Origin of the sequence: Fibrobacter sp. UBA2449 (assembly GCF_002342555.1) — a bacterium.
Taxonomy (GTDB): domain Bacteria; phylum Fibrobacterota; class Fibrobacteria; order Fibrobacterales; family Fibrobacteraceae; genus Fibrobacter.
Window position 1 is genome coordinate 181,607 of the sequence record NZ_DDQF01000020.1, and the last position, 17,491, is coordinate 199,097.

At 55.3% G+C, this 17,491-nt stretch carries 12 protein-coding genes; 3 read left to right on the forward strand and 9 right to left on the reverse strand.

The genetic code is table 11. The features are described 5' to 3' along the window. The first annotated feature begins 1 nt into the window (after position 1). Positions 2–1,147 carry a GGDEF domain-containing protein gene (locus B4B27_RS13590; protein ID WP_290727175.1) on the forward strand — a complete coding sequence of 382 codons (1,146 nt, stop codon included), beginning with the start codon at positions 2–4 and terminating at the stop codon, positions 1,145–1,147. A 76-nt stretch (positions 1,148–1,223) separates the two neighbouring features. Here B4B27_RS13590 and thiC read toward each other — a convergent pair whose 3' ends face one another. The 4 genes from thiC to B4B27_RS13610 all read right to left on the reverse strand — a co-directional run bounded on the left by thiC (position 1,224) and on the right by B4B27_RS13610 (position 6,838). Further along, positions 1,224–2,936, reverse strand: a complete 1,713-nt coding sequence (gene thiC, locus B4B27_RS13595) for a phosphomethylpyrimidine synthase ThiC (protein ID WP_290727176.1) — start codon at positions 2,934–2,936, stop codon at positions 1,224–1,226. 45 nt (positions 2,937–2,981) lie between these two features. After that, the gene (ilvD, locus tag B4B27_RS13600) at positions 2,982–4,841 is read right to left on the reverse strand and encodes a dihydroxy-acid dehydratase (protein ID WP_290727177.1); all 1,860 of its coding nucleotides are present in this window, start codon (positions 4,839–4,841) and stop codon (positions 2,982–2,984) included. A 116-nt stretch (positions 4,842–4,957) separates the two neighbouring features. Continuing rightward, the gene (locus tag B4B27_RS13605; RefSeq protein ID WP_290727178.1) at positions 4,958–6,553 is read right to left on the reverse strand and encodes a glycosyl hydrolase family 5; all 1,596 of its coding nucleotides are present in this window, start codon (positions 6,551–6,553) and stop codon (positions 4,958–4,960) included. Positions 6,554–6,643: 90 nt separating this feature from the next. Beyond that, positions 6,644–6,838, reverse strand: coding sequence for a hypothetical protein (locus B4B27_RS13610; protein WP_290727334.1), 195 nt, complete (start codon positions 6,836–6,838; stop codon positions 6,644–6,646). On the opposite strand from B4B27_RS13610, the gene B4B27_RS13615 reads away from it, so the two are divergent. Continuing rightward, positions 6,767–7,312, forward strand: coding sequence for a DUF5662 family protein (locus B4B27_RS13615; RefSeq protein ID WP_290734827.1), 546 nt, complete (start codon positions 6,767–6,769; stop codon positions 7,310–7,312). The genes B4B27_RS13610 and B4B27_RS13615 overlap by 72 nt on opposite strands. Here the strand turns inward: B4B27_RS13615 and B4B27_RS13620 are convergent. Genes B4B27_RS13620 through hisS form a run of 5 tightly spaced genes read right to left on the reverse strand, consistent with a single transcriptional unit; the run spans position 7,309 to position 15,160 of the window. After that, a complete protein-coding gene (locus B4B27_RS13620; RefSeq protein ID WP_290727179.1) occupies positions 7,309–8,592 on the reverse strand; it encodes a THUMP domain-containing class I SAM-dependent RNA methyltransferase in 1,284 nt (427 codons plus the stop codon). The genes B4B27_RS13615 and B4B27_RS13620 overlap by 4 nt on opposite strands. Before the next feature lie 29 nt (positions 8,593–8,621). Continuing rightward, positions 8,622–10,472, reverse strand: coding sequence for an MBOAT family O-acyltransferase (locus tag B4B27_RS13625; protein ID WP_290727180.1), 1,851 nt, complete (start codon positions 10,470–10,472; stop codon positions 8,622–8,624). 9 nt (positions 10,473–10,481) lie between these two features. Further along, positions 10,482–12,218 carry a GDSL-type esterase/lipase family protein gene (locus B4B27_RS13630; RefSeq protein WP_290727181.1) on the reverse strand — a complete coding sequence of 579 codons (1,737 nt, stop codon included), beginning with the start codon at positions 12,216–12,218 and terminating at the stop codon, positions 10,482–10,484. Beyond that, positions 12,218–13,846, reverse strand: a complete 1,629-nt coding sequence (locus tag B4B27_RS13635) for a hypothetical protein (protein ID WP_290727182.1) — start codon at positions 13,844–13,846, stop codon at positions 12,218–12,220. Before B4B27_RS13635 ends, B4B27_RS13630 begins: the two co-directional genes overlap by 1 nt. Beyond that, the gene (gene hisS, locus B4B27_RS13640) at positions 13,847–15,160 is read right to left on the reverse strand and encodes a histidine--tRNA ligase (RefSeq protein ID WP_290727183.1); all 1,314 of its coding nucleotides are present in this window, start codon (positions 15,158–15,160) and stop codon (positions 13,847–13,849) included. A gap of 92 nt (positions 15,161–15,252) precedes the next feature. Here hisS and B4B27_RS13645 point away from each other — a divergent pair, with 92 nt between their 5' ends. Further along, positions 15,253–17,154 carry a CBM35 domain-containing protein gene (locus tag B4B27_RS13645; protein ID WP_290727184.1) on the forward strand — a complete coding sequence of 634 codons (1,902 nt, stop codon included), beginning with the start codon at positions 15,253–15,255 and terminating at the stop codon, positions 17,152–17,154. The last annotated feature ends 337 nt before the right edge of the window (positions 17,155–17,491 follow it).

Consider the following 17,491-nt stretch of genomic DNA (forward strand, 5'->3'; position numbering starts at 1 on the left):
TATGTTCCTGATGGGTTATGCCGAAATCATCCTCTTCTGCATCGCGGTTGTGTTGGTGATGCTCCTGGCGCTTCGCTCCAGCATGAGCCGATTGGCAAACCGGAATATTCTCTCGCGCCTTTTTTTGCTGGTAATCTTTTCTCTCGTCCTGAATCTTGTAACGAAATGCCTTGCCGGAACCGATTTCCGGTGGGGCAATGCTTTGAATTCGATACTCAGCTGCGTCTACCTGGTATCCTGCCTCTGGGTGATTTTCATGAGCTGGAGGTTCGTTGGATACACGATGGAACTGGACTTTTGGAACAATCGTCGAAAGCTTCTTCTGTACGCAATTCCGAGTCTCGTCGGGTCCGCCTTCTCGATTGTTAGCATCTGGACAGGATGGGTATTCTACATCGGGAATGGGACTATCTATACGCGCGGCCCGCTGTTCGTTGTGTATGTCATTTGTTGTTACCTGTACTTGGTGTGGATGAGCCTCGTTGCGGGGCGTCGCATCTTCATGAAACGCTATTACGCAGACAGGTTGCTCTATTTGTCCCTTTCGTCCTTTGGGGCGTTCCCGATAATCGGTGTGCTGGTGCAGGTCCTCTATCCCGACATTCCAGGGGCGGCATCAGCCATGGTGCTTTCCATGCTTCTTGCGTTCCTTACGACGCAGTCGCGCATGATTTCTACGGATCCGCTTACAAAGCTCAACAACAGGAACCAGCTGAATGCGTTCCTGGATGCTAAGCTCAGGCAGCCAACTTCGGACAAGGGACTCTACTTCTTTGTGCTGGACATTGACAATTTCAAGTCGATCAACGACAATTTTGGTCACATGGAAGGTGACCGAGCTCTTAATTTAGTTGCAAAAATTTTAAAAAAGACGTGCGGCCCGAAGGGGTGCTTCATCTCCCGTTTTGGTGGCGATGAGTTTAACCTCGTGGCTACGCTCGGTGGTCGCGAAACTCCGGCAGATATCTATGCCCCGATTCGAGAGGCGCTTGCCTTGGAATCTGAATCTCTGCCCTACAATCTTTCGATGAGCATCGGTTATGCCGAATGCCTCGGCAATGGCGAGATGCTTCCCGACCTTTTCGCCCGAGCCGACGATATGCTTTACGCCGAGAAGAAGGCGAAGAAGCAAAAGAAGGAAGAGTAGGCTTTCTTGCGAATAAATAAAACCCTTTGACGGATGTCTAAGGGTTTTGGGTAAAAGGGTGAAGTGTCCCGGGTGTCTAGACGTCGCCCACTTCGCCGGTCTTGACGAAATTCCGCACGGCACGTGTAATACGCATTGAACAGAAATTCGGCCCGCACATGCTGCAGAAGTGGCTGGCCTTGGCCTGGCTGCCGGGGAGCGTCTTGTCGTGGAATTCCATCGCCTTCTCGGGGTCGAGCGATAGCGCGAACTGGTCGTTCCAGCGGAAGTCGAAGCGGGCGCGCGAAAGGGCGTCGTCGCGGAACTGTGCTGCGAAATGGCCCTTTGCAAGGTCGGCCGCATGGGCGGCGAGCTTGTAGGTGACCACACCTGCGCGCACGTCGTCGCGGTCGGGGAGCCCGAGGTGTTCCTTGGGCGTCACGTAGCAGAGCATCGCTGTGCCGTACCAGCCGATTTGTGCCGCGCCGATGGCCGATGTGATGTGGTCGTAGCCGGGTGCGATATCGGTGGTGAGGGGGCCGAGCGTGTAGAACGGGGCCCCGTGGCACTTTTCGAGCTGGCGAGCCATGTTGTCCTGAATCTTGTGCATGGGCACGTGACCCGGGCCTTCGATAATCACCTGCACGCCGTATTCCCAGGCAATCTTCGTGAGTTCGCCGAGCGTGTCCAGTTCACCGAACTGGGCCGCGTCGTTGGCGTCCGCGAGGCTTCCCGGACGCAGACCATCTCCCAAAGAAACGGCAACGTCGTAGGCGGCGAGAATCTCGCAGATTTCGCGGAAATGCGTGTACAAGAAGTTCTGCTGGTGGTGGCGCATCTGCCAGAGGGCAAGGATGGAGCCTCCGCGGCTCACGATACCCGTGGTACGCTTGGCCGTGAGCGGAATATGTTCCAGCAAGAGGCCCGCGTGAATCGTGAAGTAGTCCACGCCCTGTTCCGCCTGCTCAATGAGCGTGTCGCGGTACAGTTCCCACGTGAGTTCTTCGGCTTTGCCGTTTACCTTCTCAAGCGCCTGGTAAATAGGCACCGTTCCGATAGGTACGGGGCTATTGCGGATAATCCATTCGCGTGTTTCGTGGATGTGCTTTCCGGTGGAAAGATCCATCACGGTGTCGGCGCCCCAGCGCACGGACCAGGCCATCTTTTCGACTTCTTCTTCAATAGAAGAGGTGATGGCGGAGTTGCCGATGTTGCTGTTGATTTTCGTGAGGAAGCGGTTGCCGATAATCATCGGTTCGCATTCCGGGTGGTTGATGTTCCCCGGCAGAATCGCACGGCCCGCGGCGATTTCGTCGCGCACGAACTCGGCGGTAATGGGGGAGCCTTCAATATTGATTTTACCCTGAGCTTGTAACTCGTCAAGGCGCTGGTTTTCACGTATTGCTACGTATTCCATTTCCTTGGTGACAATACCCTTGCGGGCGTAGTCGAGCTGCGTCAAGTGGTGCCCGGCCTTCGCGCGGAGCGGGTGGTGTTCCGCGTTAAAGCGCAAATGGTCGAGTTCGTGGTTTGCACGGCGGGCGCGGCCATAAGCCGACGTCATGTCGTCCAGCTGTTCGGCGTCGCCACGTTCCATAATCCACGATTCGCGGAAACGTTCGATGCCCTTCGTCACGTCGAGCTTGGCATCTACATCGCTGTAAGGGCCACTCGTGTCGTACACGGGAACCACCGGCGTTTCGGGGTCCTCGGTCAAAATTTCGCGCATTCCCACGCGGATGTCCGGGTACATCTTGCCCGGAACATACACCTTGCGGGAATTCATAAAAGGCTTAAGGAGAGAATCCATTACTTTTCCTTAATGTCATCCCCGCGTAGGCGGGGATCTTTTAACTTACTTCACACCAATCAGAGACAGGTCACGCACGGCACCCTTGTCGGCAGACGATGCCATGGCGGCGTATGCCTGCAGGGCCTTGGACACAACGCGGTCGCGGTGTTCCGGCTGCCAAGCCTTGGCGCCGCGGGCTTCCATTTCCTTGCGGCGTTCGGCCAGCTCTTCGTCGGTGAGCTGCACGTTGATGCTGCGGTTCGGGATGTCGATTTCGATGACGTCGCCCGTGTGCACGAGACCGATGTTACCCTTGTTGGCCGCTTCCGGAGAAGCGTGACCGATGGAGAGACCGCTCGTACCGCCGGAGAAGCGTCCGTCGGTAAGGAGGGCGCAGGACTTGCCGAGGTGACGGCTCTTGAGGTAGCTGGTCGGGTAGAGCATTTCCTGCATGCCAGGACCGCCCTTCGGGCCTTCGTAGCGGATGACGACCACGTCGCCAGCCTTCACCACGTTCGGGTCGAGAATGCCCTTCACGGCATCTTCCTGGCTTTCGAACACCACGGCGGGGCCGGTGAACTTGAAGATGGATTCATCGACGCCGGCGGTCTTCACGATGCAGCCGTCGATTGCGAGGTTACCGTACAGAACAGCGAGGCCGCCGTCCTTGGTGTAGGCGTGTTCGCCGTCGCGGATAGCACCCGTGGCGCGGTCGAGATCGTGGTCGGGGTACATGAAATTCTGAGAGAAGGCGACCAGGTTGTACTTGCGACCGGGGCCTGCGAGGTAGCGCTGCTTGGCTTCGGCTGTGGGGTTGCGCTTTAGGTCGTTCACTTCGAGAGCTTCGCCCATGGTCTTCGCGTGGACGGTCTTTGCGTCCTTGTGGAGGAGTCCCATGCGGTCGAGTTCACCGAGAATGCCCATGATGCCACCGGCGCGGTTCACGTTTTCGATGTGGATGTTGTGAACGGTCGGGGCCACCTTGCAGATGCACGGCGTGTTGCGGGAGAGGCGGTCGATGTCCTTCATGGTGAAGTCCACGCCTGCTTCCTGGGCCACGGCGAGCAAGTGGAGCACCGTGTTGGAGGAACCGCCCATGGCGATGTCCAAGCGCATGGCGTTTTCGAAGGCGTCCTTCGTGGCGATGCTACGCGGGAGAATGCTGTCGTCGTTCAAGTCGTAATACTGGTGGCAGAGTTCCACGATGCGCTTACCGGCGGCTTCGAACAGCTTCTTGCGTTCGGCGTGGGTCGCGACGATGGTGCCGTTGCCGGGCAAGCTGAGGCCCAAGGCTTCGGTGAGGGAGTTCATGGAGTTTGCGGTGAACATGCCGGAGCAGGAACCGCAAGTGGGGCAGGAGTTCGCTTCGATGGCGGCCACTTCTTCGTCGCTGATGGTGCTGTCGGCGGAATCGATCATGGCGTCAATCAGGTCGAGGGCGCGGTCCTTGCCGTCCTTCGTGGTCACGTGGCCAGCTTCCATCGGGCCGCCAGAGACGAAGATTGCCGGAATGTTGAGGCGCATGGCGGCCATGAGCATGCCCGGAGTCACCTTGTCGCAGTTGGAGATGCACACGAGGGCGTCGGCGCGGTGGGCGTTAGCCATGTATTCGGTGGAGTCTGCAATCAGGTCGCGGCTCGGGAGGCTGTAGAGCATGCCGTCGTGGCCCATGGCGATACCGTCATCGACTGCGATGGTGTTCATTTCCTTGGCGACACCGCCGGCGGCTTCAATCGCGCGGGCGACCACCTGGCCCAAGTCCTTCAGGTGAACGTGGCCCGGAACAAACTGGGTATAGCTGTTCACCACGCAAATAACGGGCTTACCAAAGTCTTCCACCTTGGTTCCTGTTGCGTGCCAAAGGGCGCGTGCACCGGCCATTTCACGGCCTTCCATAGTCTTGAGCGAACGAAGTTTCGGCATAATTATTCCTTTTGTATTTTGCGGGTTTCATTATCCCGCGACCATTATAAAATATGCATAAATATAAAAAAAGACACCCGATGGGCGGGTGTCTCAGAGGTAAAAACGTTAATAGATTAGAACCTATTCTTCAATTCCTGCGGACATTCAACTTCCCTGTAATTGTGGAGCGGGTTACCTGCAGCTTCCATCCAGTTGGCCATGAACAGGCAGCCTTCCTTGGCTTCAGGATCGTTTGCGAACGAAGAGTTGCACTTGTTGGTAAGGCAGCTCTTGTAGGTGGATGCCTTGTAGCCCGAAGATTCTTCGCATTCTGTCAAAAGTCCACCGTATTGGGCGCCCTGGGAACCCCATCCCATTTTCTGGGAGCAGCCGTTAAAGATTCCGTAGCCGCCGCCCGGGATCATCACGTCGAACTGGCCGCCGGCCACGTCGTAGCCAACGTTGTTAGACATGACGATAAGGTGCTTACCCTTGAGTTTCGAGTGGTTGTCCGTGGCGTATTTGCCCTGGCCAGTAAAGGCGAGATCGAAGCATTTGCCGCAGTTGCTCTCGCCACCCGGGGTGGCTGCAAAGGCGAATGCCAAGGTGTCGTTAATGACAACGGGGAACTGGCTTCTACAAATGCCTGCATCGCCACCGTCACACATGCTTCTTGCCGATTTGTCGCTAATCTTGTTTCCCCTGGCGTCGCAGGTGCTTGCTGTTCCGCCATGTTCAGGCCATGCGCAGTGGGGCTTGCAGCAGTCCCAGTAGCGCGACGCGTAGCCGGAGCCGCTCTTTCCGCCATTTATATATTTGATTTGGTACGTGCCATTGTTGCCGCCCTGAGAGCTGCTCGAAGACTTCGCGCTGGAACTCGAGGATTTTGCACTGCTAGAGCTGGACTTTGCCGAAGAACTCGATTTGGCGCTGCTCGAAGACTTTGCGCTGGAGCTGGACTTCGGCTGCTGAGTCGAAACGCCCATATTCTTGCAATCCTTGCCGGTCGGATCCCAATAGCATGTAATAGTGCAGGACTTGTCGTAGGCGTACTGTTCGTCCTTGGGACCCTTGAGGCTAGCGTAGTGCTCGACGCACTTGTTGGAAACGGCGTCGAAGCATTGCTTTTCGCTGCACTGGCCGCTCGGGGTAGCAGCGGAGGAGGTCGGCTGCTGCTGTTGCTGGCTGGAGCTGGAGGATTTGGGCTGTTCCGGGTTGGTTGTCGCGGAAGAAACAGGATTAACCTGAGTCGCCGAGCTGGAAACGACAGGATTCTGTCCACCTTGGTTCGGATCCTGGCCCTGGTTCGGATCGGTTCCCTGGTTTGGGTCGGAACCCTGGTTCGGGTCAGTGGTCGGAACAATGGGGTTGCCGGCAAGGTCGTAAATCGAGCCGTCGGGGTAGATAATGGTCTGTTCCGGGGTAATTACCGGGAGCTGAGAGAGGTCCGGGATAGTCGCAATGGTTGCTCCTGTGGCATCGATAACCGCACCTGATGCCGGGTCGTACGAGCCGACGGGGGATCCCGAAGCGGTCGACACGACAAACCCAGCCTCGGTGGGCGTAATGATGTAATTTTGGTCGCTGGAGAGAATCCAACTGGGGATTGTGACAGCAGCGAATTGATCTCCTCCTTGCGGGGTGGGAGTCGTAATCTGGTCGTCAGTGCAGTTCCACGTGCACACCAAGGCGCATGCAACTAGCAGAGATTTGAAAAAAGGAGATTTCATTTTTTTACCTCATGTTTGCCCAAACATTCCCGCCAAAAATACATATATAAAGTGTAAAGAGATGTAAAAAAAAGATTAGCGTGACACATGTCAAATCAAAGTGTTCTCCAGGTGTTCCTGCGGGGTGAATTTTCCCATTTTTTTTACATTTTTTTGCTGAAAAAAGCTATTCTTTGCCCCGTGAGTTTTCATCCGTTTAGGCATTTTGTTACGATTACCAGGCACCGGCACGAGGTCATACGTCTGTGTTTCCAGGCGGGCATCGGTTTCCAGGGCTTGTTTCACGATCTGTCCAAATATAGCCCGACGGAATTCATTCCCGGTGCAAAATATTATACGGGTAACCAGTCGCCTAATAATGGCGAAAGGAATGACAAGGGCTACAGCCTCGCCTGGATGCATCACAAGGGTCGCAACAAGCACCATTTCGAGTTCTGGTACGACTACGAGATGGCGACCAAGAAGATTGTGCCGATGGACATGCCCGACCGCTACATCAAGGAAATGTTTTGCGACCGTGTGGCGGCTTCCAAGACCTACAACAGGGCTGCCTACACGCAGGAATCCCCGCTGCTCTATCTGACGCGCAGTTCCGCTCACGAGAAAATGACCAGAAAGACCTATCGCAAGTTGCTCTATCTGCTGCAGATGCTTGCGGAGAAGGGCGAAAGGGAGACGCTTCGGTTTATGCGCCGGACGCAGGTGCTTCCGGAAGCGGATGTTGCCGAGCCACTTGGAACGGAACCCGCGAAACTTTAAATCCTTGCAATTATCGCATTCAGGGCGAAGCCGCCATGGCTTGTGGCGATGCTCTTGGCCTCGGTGTTCTTGTCGGGGTCTAGCGCAGGGCATTCGCGCAGCAGGTTTGCGGTGCAGGTGTATCTTGAACCCGGCCGTGTGTCGTCCTTGGGGGCAAGGATGGCGACGGTAAGCGCTTTGTTGAACGGGGCCAGGTCGCGGGCGAGCTCGGCGAGTCGGCGGCCGATGTGCGTGTAGAGTCTAGGAGCGTCAAAGTCGAGCCGTTTGCCGTAGGGCGGGTTCAGCAAGATGACGGGCTGCGATGAGCTTGAAGCAGCATCGGCGATTTCTGCGGCTGTGTAGCTGAAAAAGTCGCGGATTTGTGGGTCGAGGACCGGTGCAGGGCCGCTCGGAGCGACCGTTGCGAGCGGGCTGCATTCCACATTGTGGCGGATGATTTCGACGGCCTTTCCGGAGATGTCGCTAGTGACGATATTGACGAACTGGAAAAGCCTGCTCGCAGGTGGCTCATGGCTTGTGATGAATTTCCACGTCGTTTCCTTGAATGCGGGCTGGTGCTTCAGGGCAAAATCGCGGCAGAGGCCCGGTATAAGGTCGTTTGCCTGGTAGGCGGCTTCGAGGCTGAACGTCCCGCTTCCGGCCATCGGGTCGATGAGCGTGATTGCGCCGGATTGTGCGGGGGCGACTGCCATTCTTGTCGCCTCGAAGAGCATGGCGGCGGCGATGGTCTCCTTGAGCGGGGCGTCGTTCACGAAGCGCTCGTGACCGCGTTTGTAAAGTTCTTCGCCCGCGAGGTCGAGCCATAGCGTGCAACGGTCGTCTACAAGCGAGACAAAGAGACTTTGCGGGGTGCTCGAGGCGGGGAGAATCTTGTCGATGCGTTCCGCGACGGCATCGCTGTGGTACAGGCGCGAATGTTTGCAGGAGACGTGGATATCGACGCGTGCCGGGCCCTTGTTGTCTAGGAAAAGCTCCCACGGAATTTCGTTGGCCTTCTTTTCGAGGTCGCGGAAGTTTTCTGCCTTGAAGTCGGCGATGTGCATCAGGATGCGGTTGGCGATGCGGCAGTAAGCCACGATTTTCCATGCGTCGACGAGTTTAGCTGTAAATTCGACCTTGCCGTCCCCGACGACGTGGAAAGTAACAGAATTTTGCATCTCGCGGACAAACGTCTGCTCGAACCCAAGCGGGACAACGGCCAAAAAGCGGTGAGGTTTTCCGATAACCTGCCGCTTGAGCCTTTTTTCGAATGCGCGATTCTCTTGATATAGTTCTTCCACGTCGCTACACTCGAAAACTATCGTCTAAACTAGAACTGGAAGTAGATGAACGGGCAGCTATCCGCGCTCATGAACTGGTAAATCAGGAAGATGATGAACGCTGTCGAAAGCACCATCAGGGGGATGGGCTGCGATGCGAACGCGATGCGGTAGCGGCTCTTCCACTTCTTGGGAACCCAGTGGATGAGCATGCCCGCGATAAACACGAGGATGATGTTGATGTGCTGCCAGGCGATGGTTCCGATTGTGTCCCACCTCCAGGCGGTACCCATCTGCTGCACCATGTTCTTCGCGGTGTTCCAGGCGACCTCGTTTGCCTCGGCGGGGTCGAGGTTGGAGCCCGCGCGGAAGAAGAGTCGCGTGAAGGTGATGAACACGAAGGTGAGCGTCACGTTCCATGCCACATAGAGCCAGTGGTACGTCTTCTGGCTAAAGAGGCGGAAGATGAGTACGGAATAGATGCCGAAGAACAGCACGCCGAAATATACCGCGGTAATCGCGAAGATGGCGATGTGGTAGTTCTTGAAGATGATGGCGCTAGCCGCGAACAGGATGAATGCGGCGCTTGCACGGAAGGTGAGGCTGCGCTTGCACCAGATCTTGTTGAACACCTGGCCAAATCCGTTGAGGCCGCCCCAGATGATGAAGTTCCAGCTTGCTCCGTGCCACCAGCCGCCCACGATTTGTGTGGCCATGGCGTTCATGTTGGTGGTGATGAACTTGCGGGAATCGGGCTTGAAGTACGCGTAAATAGAAATGTAGAGGAACAGTGCGACAAGGGCGATTGCGACCCACACGCTGCCCGAAAGCATGATGGCCACAAGGCTCAGAAAGCCCATCCAGAAGAAGGTGCCGAGAGTCGCGTTGCGGTTGCCGCCCAGCGGGATATACAGGTAATCGCGCCACCAGCTGGATAGGCTGATGTGCCAACGGCGCCAGAATTCTGTGGGGGAGAGCGCCTTGTAGGGGCTATTGAAGTTTTGCGGCAGGCGGAAACCCATCAGGAGGGCGACGCCGATGGCGATGTCGGTATAGCCCGAGAAGTCGGCGTACACCTGCAGGGAGTATGCGAAGAGCGCGATGAGGTTCTCGAGGCCCGTATAAAGTAACGGCTGATCGAACACGCGGTCCACGAAGTTTGTCGCGAGGTAGTCGCTCAGGATAATCTTCTTGCCGAGGCCGTTCAGAATCCAGAATACGGCGATGCCGAAGGTGCGACGCGGGAGAAAGTACGGCTTGTAGAGCTGCGGGACGAACTTGTCGGCGCGCACAATGGGGCCCGCGACGAGCTGCGGGAAGAACGAGAGGTAGAAACCGAAGTTGAGGATGTTCGTGACGGGCTTGATTTTACCGCGGTAGATGTCGATGCAGTAGCTCATCGCTTGGAACGTGAAGAACGAGATGCCCACTGGCAAGATGATTGTATCGACGAGCGAGTGCGTGCCGAACATCTTGTTGCTTGCGGCGGCAAAGAAGTTGTATACATGCAACTCGATGCCGGTAAAGTCGCGGAGTGCGTCGAGGAAGAAGTAGGAATACTTGTAGTAGCAGAGAACGAGCAGGTCGATGATGACGACGATAATCATCAGGAACTTCTTTTTCCAATGCGCCTGCGCCTTCTCGATCCATTTGCCGATAAAGAAGTTCGCGACCACGCAGAAGAGGAGAATGCAGACGTAGCTGCCGCTTGTCTTGTAGTAGAAGAAGAGGCTTGTCGCAAACAGGAATGCGTTACGGAGCAGGAGTTTGCGGTGGACGAGCGAGAAGACGGCGAAAACGACCGCGAAGAAACCCCAGAAGTAGAACTGCGTAAAGAGTAGCGGGCTGTTCGGGTCGAAAGCAAACGTGCGTGTGAGATAGGGGATTATGTAATCGAGCATGTTGAATCGTTATTTCTGGGTAGAATCGGCCGGGGCTGCTGTAGTCGTGTCTGCCTGGACTTTGGTTGTGTCTGGGGTAGCCTTCGAGGTGTCGGCTTGAGCCTGCGTCGAATCGGTAGCCGGGACCTCGGGGACGATGGGCTCCAGTGCGGGAAGTTCGGCGATATGCTGCTGGTAGGCATCGATGAGAGCCTTGTAGAACATGTCGCCGAGCAGGTGGTATCCTGCCATCGTAAAGTGGACTTTATCTTTTTTGGCGAGACTTGCCTTTTCCCATTTAGCCATGGAACCCAGGCCGCCCATCAGCGAAAATTTGTCCCAAACGCCAGCTTGGTATTTTTCGGCGAGCTGGAAGAATGCCTTGCGGGCCTGTTCGCCAACCGGATGTTGCACGTAACGGCGACGGCGCACCTTGCGGTACATGTCGTTGTTGGTTTCGAATATGAATGCGACGTTCGGGTTCACGCGCTTGATGCGTTCAATGAGCGTTTCGTAGTTGTTGCGGAATGCCTTTTCATCGAATTTTTCGACATTCGCGTCATTGATGCCAATCGCAAAAATGACAAGGTCGGGCTTTAGGAATGAGAGCTCCTTTTCGAAAAGAGGGCAGACGTTCTCGAAATAATGCGGCAGGCGGGCGCCGTTGATACCGACATTCGTGTAGATAATTCCCGGATAGTCGGATTCGGAGATGACGCCTGTCAACGTAAAACGCGGGCGCACCGCAGACATTGTTTTTGATAAAGTAATCAAAGAATCACATACGACAACCTGCATGGAATCGGCCTGCGTTTTCTTGGTCGAGTCGAGAATGTCCGCACAGGCGGCAAGCATGCTCTTCTGGGATTCTTCGCGTTCTAGACAGAGGGTGTCCATGATGTCGCAACCACCCTGGAACATGGAGTCTGCGGAGGCTTCGGCTGGTTCCTGGGCGACTTTTTTGTCGTTCTTGGCTGCGCTTGAATCGGTTGCCGTCGTATCGAGGTTCGCACGGAAAATGGAATCCTGAATAAGTGAATCGACGACGTATTGCGTGACGTTCGCTTGCATTGCCGAATCTGCCCAGCGGAAGGCGAAGTTCAATGTGTCGATAGGGCGGGGGCTCTTGAATACATAGCTCTGGGTGAGCGTGTCAAGTTCTCCGTAGATGTCTGTCGAGTCGACCACGAGGACCGGAACGACGTTGTTGCTGTCACTGTAGCCGAAGAGGCGGAATTTAGTTTCTGCGTAAATCGGAGCCGAGTTGTACTTGTCGAGCAACAGCGTGAATTCGGCACGGGGATCCGAGGTGCTGACTGCAATTCCGAGAAGTCCGAGCGGCTTTTTTACTTCACGGAGCACGTTCTTGCTCATGTCCCAGATGCCCTTGTACTGCGAACCGTAGCTCGAGGGCGTGTTTGTACGTGCTGCGGAATATGGGAAAATGAATCCACGTCCGGCAGAAGAACCAGGATATTCCTTGACGAGCCTATCGCGAATGCGACCGGAAATGACATCGGCTTGCAGATGCGATCCGCCAATGTGCATAATCTTGACTTTACCCTTGTTTTCGAATACGAGCGAGTCCATTTTTTTGAAGAATGTCTCGAATGCATCCTTTCCCTTGGGGAATTGGATGTAGTTCAAGGTAGAGTCGATAAAGTCGTATTTCGTGTATTCGATGGCGTATTTAGCGGGTGTCGAAACTGGCGGTGCTGCAAGGAGCGCTGTTGCGAATGCTGCGAGGAACAGAATAACCTGTTTCATTATTTGCCCTCCGCGGTCGATTCGACTTTTTCTTCGATTGAAGATGTGTCGGCTGGTTTTGCTGCAACGGCGGCTTCCTTTGCCTTGTCGAGGCTGTCTGCATAGCCTCGAATGTCCTTCAGCTTCGCATCGTCAATCTTGTGCTTGTCGCGGAACTTGAAGTAGTCGTAATGCATGCGCAGCGCGTTGCAGAAGAGTTCGCCCATGTAGGCAGCCCCCCTGCGGCTGAAATGGATGTAGTCGGCGCCGGCGAGCGGGGGCGACTGCTTGACCCAGCTTCTCATGGAGCCTTCTCCGCCCATCACGCGGTACATGTCCCAGTAGGCGGCGCCATTCTCGAGAGCGACTTCGCGGAGGGTCGCAATGGTGAGGGCCAATCCGGGGTAACTCTTGATTTTTCCGTCTATCTGCTTGGCCATGTCGGCAGGGCCGATAAAGACGATGTCTGCATCGGGATTCGCTTTTTGGATGGCTTGAATTTGACGGGCGATGAGCTTCTTCGTGTAGTCGACATTGTTCTTGTTGAGGCTCGGAACAAGGTTTCCGCCGTATTCCATGATGATGAGACGTGCGTTCATGACCTTGTACGATTCGGCAAGGAGCTGTTGGTCCATCCTGTGGAAGATTGTTCCCGAGCTACCGCGCATGGCAACGTTGTCCACGGCGACACCATAGGGACCATCTACGGAGATGGCGTAGATTTCGGCATTTCCGCCGAGGTAAATCTTCGCGTTCGATGTTGTGTCGGGGAGCTTCCAACTGAACACGCGGAGCTTTTCGTACTTATCGTCCGTGGGAGCCGGAGCATCTACGAATTTCTTCTTGCGTTTTTCCTTGTCGGTTCCTTCGTTCTCGATGACGGTTGTTTCGTAGGCGAGGCGCACCTTGAGGCTTCCGCGCTTGCTTGCGAGCACCTTGATGTTGGAGTAGCCGCCAACGTGTGGGAAATCATCCTTCTTGTTTTCGCGCTTCTTGATGCCGATGACGGCGCTGCCTTCGAGTTTGCTGACCTGGGCGAGCGGGCCGTAGCGGTTGTGGTTGGCGCGGTCTTCTTCGGGACCAAAAAGCAGGAAGCGGGTAAGGTCTCCGTTGTTCCAGACGCTTGTCGATTGCGATGGAATGTTCAGCACGGCAGGGAGCATGCCCGGACCGCCACCGCCGAATTCTGTTTGCAGTGCTTCGCGGATGGTGGCTGAAATACGGTCTTCTTCTAGCTGAGAATCGCCGTAGTGCATGATGTGAACCACGTTCGAATCGATTTTCGCAAGCTCAAGATGCAGGAAGAACCGATCAAACCACGTGGGGTCGTCGCCGGGAACGTCGAAGCGGGTGCGCCCGTTCTTGAAAAAGTCCTCGTAGAATTTCAGCGAGTCGGAAAACTCGGCAAATTCCTTCGCCTGCGTGGCGGCCATCATTTCTTCGATTGCCTTCTGCGGGTCGTTTTCGACGGCAGCTTCCGGATGGTCCTTCTTTTCGGAAGGGTCCTGCTTTTCGAAGATGTCCGTAAGGGCAGGGAACCGGAATGTTGTGTCGGCGATGGTTATCCCGCTTGCCGGGTAGAGCCACGCCATGAGGCCTAGCACGATGAACAGGCTTAAAATGCTGAGGAATGTTTTGAAAGGCGTCATTTATGCTTTTTTCGGTTCAATGTTCATCTTGCTGCGTTCGACAATCGCGTCGGGACTGCCCACGAGCATTTCGCCCACGCGCATGTCCTTGTACTCGAATTCGCCTGCGCCGGCCTTGGAACCGTCCACGTAGACGACAATCTTTGCGCCCTGGTAGTTCGCCTGGTCGAGCTGCTTGCCCATCTTCATGGGGGCGAGCGGGTGGCTTACGGAGCAGTTTCCGTACTTCGCGTCGCGGAACATCTGGGCGGTCTCGAAGACCTTCTTCATGTCATTCGTGAAACTTGCGATGTAGAAGTCCACGCTCTGCTTGGGGCTGGGGAGCAGGTTGTGCTCGGCGAGCAGGTCGGCCAAGACCACGTCGCCCATGCCGAATCCCACGCCCGGGATGCGTTCGCCGCCGAGCTTTTCGGTGAGGCTGTCGTAACGGCCACCGCCAGCGATAGCACGCATGGATTTGCCCTTGTCGAACACCTCGAACACGATGCCCGTGTAGTAGGCGAGGCCGCGCACGATGGAGAGGTCGAGGTTCACGCATTCACCGTAACCGGCTGCAGTCAGCGTGGCGAATAGGTCCTCGATTTCGGCGAGGGCGGCGGTCGCGTTTTCGCTGTGCACCTTGGTCTTGACTTCTTCGATGCTCTTGCAGCTCATGAAGTCATCGAGCTGTTTGATCTGCGTTTCGCTGAGGCCTGCTTCGGTGAGGGCCTTTGCGAATGCTTCGGGCCCGATTTTCAGGCGGCGGTCAAGCACCGGGTAAACGAGCGCCGGGTTCGGAGCGCCAATCTCTTCGAGGTAGGTGGCCAACAGCTTGCGGCTAGAGACTCCAATCGCAAATTCGCCGTCCTTGAGGCCGAACTTGCGGAGCATCGTCGCGATGGAGGCCAGCAGGTCGGCTTCGGCGTAGATGCTCTCGGTGCCGATGATGTCCATGTTCAGCTGGAAGAACTCGCGCAGGCGGCCCTTCTGAGCCTTCTCGTAGCGGAAAAGGCGCGGCATGCTGAACCACTTGAAGGGTTTCTTGAGTTCGCGGGCCTTCTGGATCACGAGGCGGGCTAGTGTCGGGGTCATTTCGGGGCGGAGCGCGATTTCGCGGTCGCCCTTGTCCTTGAAGTTGTAGAGCTGGCTTACGATTTCTTCGCCGGACTTGCCGGTGTAAAGCTCCAGATGCTCAAACATCGGGCCTTCATACTCTTCGTAGGCAAAACTTTCGGCGACACTGCGCCAGGTATCGAAAATGTAGTTCTGGATGCGTTGCGCTTCCGGGTAAAAATCGCGCGTGCCCTTGGGCAGCTGGGGGATAGAAATGCTCATAGTGTCACACAATTTAGAAATTTTTGCGCAATGTTTGCGCAAACGCGGTCAAGGATATATATTCATAGGTTGAAAAGAAAGGGAAGGTGTTTATGGAAAAATCTTTCGTTAGGGCAATGCGCATTATCTGCGCTTCTGCACTTGTTTCGTCTACGGCGGTAATCGCCAAGCAGGTGAATGTTTCTACCGTCGCCGACTTGACTTCGGCTACTTTGAATGCCAAGGCGGGGGATACCATCTGGGTTGCCCCGGGCAAGTACGAACTGCCAACCTCCAACTGCAAGAACGACAAGTTCGTGAACGAGACTGGTCGCGATTGTGGCCTCATCTGGCTCGGTGCCGACGGCACGAAGGCCAATCCCGTTGTCCTTGCCGGTTCGGATCCTGCACATCCGTCAGAGATTTTCAGCTCCGATTACAAGCACAACTACGGCGTTCACGTAACGGGAAATTATGTTGTTCTTAAAAACCTCAAGATCCATACCTTCAGCAAGGGCGTGGTATTCGACAATTCCGTCGGGGCCCTGATGGAAGACTGCGAGGTGTACCACACGGGAAATGAGATTGTCCATGTTCGCGATTCCAGCCAACAGGTGACACTGAACCGCAACTTTATCCACGGTTCTGGCTATGAAATTGCCAAGTACGGTGAAGGCATCTATGTCGGAACCTACAATACGGGGTGGGCCTCTTCCCAGCAGGCCGACAGGGATGCTGGCTTTTGGGGGACTGACGCCTCACAACATCGCTATAGCGGCTATGACTGGCGCGTGAACGATACGAAAATCACATGCAACATCGTCAGCGGGACTACTGCCGAGAACATCGACGTGAAGGAAGGAACGGTCAGGGGATTTGTCCAGGGCAATATGTTCATTGGGGACAGTCTTGATTACAACGGCGAGGTGTCCTATGACGACGCAAATATCGACATGAAGGGCGCTTCTTGGACTGTTACCGGAAACTACTTCTATAATTCCCAAAAACAGGGGCTGCCTTATTACAATCCCCATTTCAACTATTTTGTGGAAGAAGTGGTGATGCCGTCAAACGGGAATAAGGCTGGGAGTAATATTGAAAAATACGAGAAAGCTGTTGGCTACGTGGTCAGCGTCGACAAATACGCGCAGAACGGCTGGTGCGACAACAGCGCAATCGATTCGAATGACTGCGTAGAAAGCAAAAATACCGTGGTAGAGGAAATACGGGAAGTTCGCAACGACTGCGAGGAACTTTTCAGAATTCCGACGTCCGAGATCGTATATTCGTCGAGCTTTACGCCGCCATCCAGCGCGTCGGTCAATCAATCCAGTTCCTCGGTCAGCCCGTCCAGTTCTTCGGCGGGGAATGAATCCTATGAGGCCGTGCGCTACGAGGCGGAGGCCGCGACTTGCACCGGGTGCACCGAGAAGACGAATGATGCTGCGTCGGGTGGCAAGTATATGCGTACCGAAACGACGGGCAACATCACGTTCAATATCAGTGTCCCTGCGGCCGGGAAGTATGAGGTTGTAATCCGCTTCAGCAACACCGCTTCAAACGCCAAGACTCAGGATATCCATGTAAACGGGACGAAGGTCAAATCCCAGGAATTCCCGGTAACGCTTGAAGGGAACTTGGGTGGGGCCGCAGCTGCCTTTGAGGATATGCCGGTGCAGGTGTCGCTCAACGCGGGGGCCAATACCTTCGCCATCATCAAGAACTGGGGCCATGTGGATGTGGACTATATCGAGGTGAAAGTGCCTGGTGGGTCTACGCGGGTTGCGGGCTTTACGCCTGTGGCGGGTGTAAAATTCCATGTGCAGGTGTCGGGTCGCAACGTTCACGTATCGGGAACGGACGGCGCTCCTGTCGCCATCATGGATATGCAGGGCAGGGTGCTGCGTTCCGGCTATTTGCAGGGACGGCGCGGGCTCGATTTCCAGGTGGAACGGGCCGGCTCGTATCTTGTGCGCGTAGGCTCTGCGGTGCATCGCGTGAATATCGCCCGGTAGGGGAAGGTTCCTCGGGCGAACTGCTGTGCTCTAGGCGCGGTTTTGGGTGCGTCTCGGGGAGTTTTTGCGCGAAAATAGAACTAAACTACGCAAAAATGACCTTTTAGTCCTATCTATGGGCGCTTCAAATGCGTCGAATTCAAAAAATGTAGGACTAAATGCGCCAAAAGTGGCGATTTAGTCCTATCTTTGCGACGGTTTGACTCTCTTGGAGAATACTTTTTGTGCGAAAGTGACCTGTTTGATAGGACTAAAAAGGGTGAAAAGTGGGTTTTGGTACTATCTAAGGGCGTTTCAAAGGCGTCTAATTCAAAAAATGTAGGACTAAATGGATAAA